Annotated in this window: 6 protein-coding genes; all 6 read right to left on the bottom strand. The window is 47.0% G+C overall.

Annotated elements, in window-relative coordinates; translation table 11 throughout:
• Positions 1 to 176: 176 nt before the first annotated feature.
• On the bottom strand, positions 177 to 962 hold the full coding sequence (locus tag ACFXK0_RS28875; RefSeq protein WP_376322298.1) for a glucosaminidase domain-containing protein: 786 nt from the start codon (positions 960 to 962) through the stop codon (positions 177 to 179).
• Positions 959 to 1,177, bottom strand: a complete 219-nt coding sequence (locus ACFXK0_RS28870; protein ID WP_376642732.1) for a hypothetical protein — start codon at positions 1,175 to 1,177, stop codon at positions 959 to 961. Before ACFXK0_RS28870 ends, ACFXK0_RS28875 begins: the two co-directional genes overlap by 4 nt.
• 13 nt (positions 1,178 to 1,190) lie before the next feature.
• Positions 1,191 to 2,297, bottom strand: a complete 1,107-nt coding sequence (locus ACFXK0_RS28865) for a hypothetical protein (protein WP_376642734.1) — start codon at positions 2,295 to 2,297, stop codon at positions 1,191 to 1,193.
• Entirely contained in the window at positions 2,298 to 3,083 is a 786-nt protein-coding gene (locus ACFXK0_RS28860) for a hypothetical protein (RefSeq protein ID WP_376642735.1), read from the bottom strand. It abuts the gene before it with no gap.
• A complete protein-coding gene (locus ACFXK0_RS28855) occupies positions 3,052 to 3,876 on the bottom strand; it encodes a glycoside hydrolase family 73 protein (RefSeq protein WP_376642737.1) in 825 nt (274 codons plus the stop codon). The genes ACFXK0_RS28860 and ACFXK0_RS28855 overlap by 32 nt, the downstream gene beginning before the upstream one ends.
• Positions 3,877 to 3,884: 8 nt before the next feature.
• On the bottom strand, positions 3,885 to 4,076 hold a 192-nt coding region (locus ACFXK0_RS28850; RefSeq protein ID WP_379414244.1), incomplete at its 5' end, for a LysM peptidoglycan-binding domain-containing protein.

Here is a 4,076-nt window from a genome sequence, read left to right as displayed (position 1 = left end):
CCACATTTCTGTGCTAATTAACATGTCACCCGGGAACTGTCAATAATAAAAAATCCCGCCGGATATTTTTCCAGCGGGTTGTGTCTCGGGCGTGACTCTATTGTTACAGATAGAATAGAAGTCTTCCGCGGCTCCTATTCTACTTAATTTTAACAAATGTTAGTATATATTGTAAATTATTTCACCCTTAACCGTTGACCGACATAAATCTTATTCGCATCCGGGATACGATTAACTGTGGTCAATGTCTTAACGGACACACCGAATTTCTTACCAATTTTCGTCAGGTTGTCGCCCGCCTTTACGGTGTAGAATGTACCGCCGGATGGTGCGGCTCCTGATACCTTCAGGACTTGACCAACACGAATCATATTAACATCTTTAATACCGTTCACTTTCGCCAACTCCTTCACTGACGTATTATATTTCTTTGCAATTGCTGTCAATGTGTCACCCGCCTTAACGGTATATGTCGAGCCGGACGACTTGGCAGGTTTCGCCTTCACTGCGGCTTTGTTCCCGACCTTATCGTATTTCGTCAGCCCGTGGGCTTCGATTGTGGCGATAAGCTTCTTCGCATAGTTCGGGTCTGTCGCATATCCACCCTTTTGGATGGCGGCACAAGCTTGTACATAGTTCGTTTCCCCGACAACAGCCTTATAACGGTCAAGACGGTTATAGAGGTTCACAAGGTCTATGATAGAATCGCGAACAGACTTATACGCCCGGAACCCTGCTTTGATTGTTTTATCGACCCCGTTTAAAACCTCCCACGTGCCCATATGAACGGTTCCAGCGTTCCCGATACCTTTTATACCAAACAGGTTATTTGCACGCGTAGCAAGCCCGGATTTGCCCCAATTTGACTCATGTATGGCTTGTGCTGTGATAACTGAAGGTAAAACTCGACTTACACCGTATAATTTTTGTGCTTCACTTGCAACATTCTCCATGAAACTCATTCTTTTACACTCTCCCTCATTTGTTGTCTCATTTCATTTATTTGTTCGTCTGAAGCGGATTCAATCCATAGTTTTCTATCCTTCTGAAATTGCGCCCGCCAATATCCCGGCGGCTGTACGGTTGTCGCATTATCCGGTACGGAATCAGCCGGAACAATTTCAGGATAGTCGAAGATGAAATCCGAATCATATACGAATACTTGTATCATTTCCATTGCTCCAACCCTCCTAGTAAGGCACTGCCGCGTCTAATGACCAACTGGACACGGCGGACTGATTGTTTCCTGAAAAGCCGACAAACGCCAGTTTACCGTCAGTGTTGATATAAAATTTTGTGAAGCCTGTCGTTCCGTATGCTGTTGCCATGACCGCCTTTTTGTCTGACGGTGAATATGACGCGGGCAATTGTGCAAAGTCAACGCCGAGGTCACACGCCACGTCACCTTTTAGCATGAGGATGTTTCCCCAGCGGGTATACTGCGGTGTTCTTCCTGACGCCTTTGCTCCATTCAATAACGGAAGGTTATACCATGTGAGCGCCATAAAATCATTTTGTGTAAACAGCTGTCGCCAACCCCTGAATACATTGTCAGTGTGTATAACACCAATCCATGACGTATTATCATAGGAACGTGTCAGAACCAATTTCCGCAGACCGTTTGGCGCTGGTAGAATGTCGAGATAGTACCAAGAAGCGTCACCCGGTAACGGTAGTTGATTCCATCCTGTCCCATAATAAAAACCGGGTGGTGCGGTGAATATGCTGTCAGCTGAAGCCAACCGTTTCCGCATTCCTTCAGCATCCGTTAATGCATATTTCTGTGAGAAGTTTTGAACCCCGATAACATCCTGAAGCGATAGATTCGTTGTCTGTAAATCCTTTTGCAGCTGTGTCGCATCCGTAGCAGCTTGATTCCATTTCAAACGTTCAGAATCCGAGACGTGAGGTTTAGCATTTGCGATATGGTTCTTCAGGTTTGTTTCTGATGTCGTCACCCTGTCACTCATACCGTCCCACTTGGTACGGTCTTCAGACGATACGTGTTTGGTCGTGTCCTTTACATGAGCGTCCAAGACTCGGCCGAATGAATCAACGTCAGCCTTCATACTTTGAATTTGTTGGTCAGTTGCACCAGTTGACCCACCGTCCGCGGTATCCTCTAACGCTTGGACTTTTTGCTGAAGCGTCAGAATATCGTTCTTTATCTCATCTGACACGTCCATATGGTCAACGGTGTCCTGAAGCTTTGCCATCTTGTCTTTTAAATCTGAAATACTTGTTTTGACGCCTGTATCATCATAGGGCGGCGTCCGCCTTGACCCGAGTTCAATCAATTAGGACACCTCCACGATTGTGACGACTGTCTCAGTATCAGCGACTAGGTACACGTCAGGGCTTTGGCTATGAACCTTAAATGTTAGCGGGCTGTCGTTAGACGTGAGCGGCGCACCTGTAGTCGTCTCGACACCCTGCTTACCCCAATAAATGACACCCGAGTTAGGCGGGTAGATCGTCAACTCTCGGCGGTTTGTCAGTTTGCTAGAACCTGACTTTGCCATTACAGGCGTGACGCCTACACTCACCCCACCAACCCTAAAGTCATTCATTCCGGCTTCCCGAGTTGGTACAGGTTGTGTCGCCGGGATAGAAGACCCGCCGAGTGTGACAGGCTTATCTATCTCAACACTCCCAATATGCTTGTCGCCTGCCGCAAGCGGCGGTAACGCTGATATATCTACGGTTCCTGTCATCTGCCCAAGCTGAACGGTGTCAATGGACTGTGGTATAGATGACGCTGTAAATTTCTCAATCCAAGATTCGACCCGGACTTTTTCGGGCTGCACGATCGCGGCGTCAAGGTAGATTGTGTGATAGCCGAGCGGTCGCGCCAAAAGCTTTGTTGACCCCGGCGCTACGGCTAAAAGATAATTGTTAGGCGACACGCTCGGGCGCTCGTGTACGTACACGATCTGACTTGTGTTATTTGTTATGGCTGAATGGTTCGGCTTTGTGTCGTCAAAATAAACCGTTGTAATGTCGCCCGGTAGCATGGTGACGGTCTGTTCACGCCATGTACTCTTTTTATGGTCATCCCCCGGCTGTTTGACTAGTTCCGGCATTCTTGTTCACTCCTTTTGCTATTGTAGCGGCTTTCTTGATGTGGTTTGACGCGCTGCGTCCTTTCTTAATGGCTTTGGCTCCCTTAGAAACAGATTTGACAGCACGACCACCCGGAACAAAATCCATTGCGGTGGATGCTGTACCTTTCGCAACGTCTCCGACTGCTGGGAAGGCTTTCATAAAGAACACGATTGCAATGATAGCAAGCCCGAGAATAAGAGACCATCTGAACACGCCGAACATGATATTTGATAAATATGATTTGTCGTCAGTGCCTGAAGATGAAGAATCCCCACCTGTCGCCCCGGCTCCTGACGTTCCTTTGAATGTAATGTCCTTATCATCGTACTGGTGAAGGTTGTTACTGCTGATAATGCCGAGAAGCTTATTTACATAGTTAGGGTCTGTTGCATACCCTCCAGCTTTGATTCCCTTCGCATAGTCCTCAACGCTTTTTGCGTTCTTCAGCTTTGACGCATAACGCGGCTTGGATAATAGTTCCGCGTGGGCGCGTATGGAATCTTGATAGCTGTTGTACTTTGCAAAGCCATCCTTCACGTGATAGGTCTTACCGTTATATACTTCGGTCGTACCCATCGTGGCACTTCCTGCTGTACCTCTTCCCTTTATTCCAAATAGGTTCTTAGAGTAGTAGGCAAGCCCGGACAATCCGCCCGGGTTTGAACCGCCTGATTCTAACATGATTTGACCCAGTATGATGGATGCAGGGATGCCAGTTTCTTTCTGTATGGCTTGCGCGTCTTTGATAAACGGCTTTATATTTACGCCCATACTTCCACCTACTTTGTCAGGATTTTGATTTTCTGACCCGGTTTAATTTTGTTCGGGTCTTTGAGTTTGTTAAACTTGGCTGTTTCCATATACGCGGCTTTTGTACCACCCTTACCATATTTCTGCGTCAATTCTGACAACGTGTCACCTTTTTTCACCGTCACCGTTTTGTATTTTGGTGTAGACGTTTTTTTCTCTGT

It is taken from the genome of Nocardia sp. NPDC059177 (assembly GCF_042755165.1).
GTDB lineage: Bacteria > Actinomycetota > Actinomycetes > Mycobacteriales > Mycobacteriaceae > Nocardia.
The sequence above is the reverse complement of the archived record's forward strand: the minus strand, read 5'-3'. Positions and strand labels throughout refer to the sequence as shown.

Bases quoted from the DNA above. Each gene is read 5' to 3' on its own strand.
- ACFXK0_RS28870 (WP_376642732.1), bottom strand. From the start codon at position 1,177: ATGGAAATGATACAAGTATTCGTATATGATTCGGATTTCATCTTCGAC.
- ACFXK0_RS28875 (WP_376322298.1), bottom strand. From the start codon at position 962: ATGAGTTTCATGGAGAATGTTGCAAGTGAAGCACAAAAATTATACGGT.
- ACFXK0_RS28860 (WP_376642735.1), bottom strand. From the start codon at position 3,083: ATGCCGGAACTAGTCAAACAGCCGGGGGATGACCATAAAAAGAGTACA.
- ACFXK0_RS28855 (WP_376642737.1), bottom strand. From the start codon at position 3,876: ATGGGCGTAAATATAAAGCCGTTTATCAAAGACGCGCAAGCCATACAG.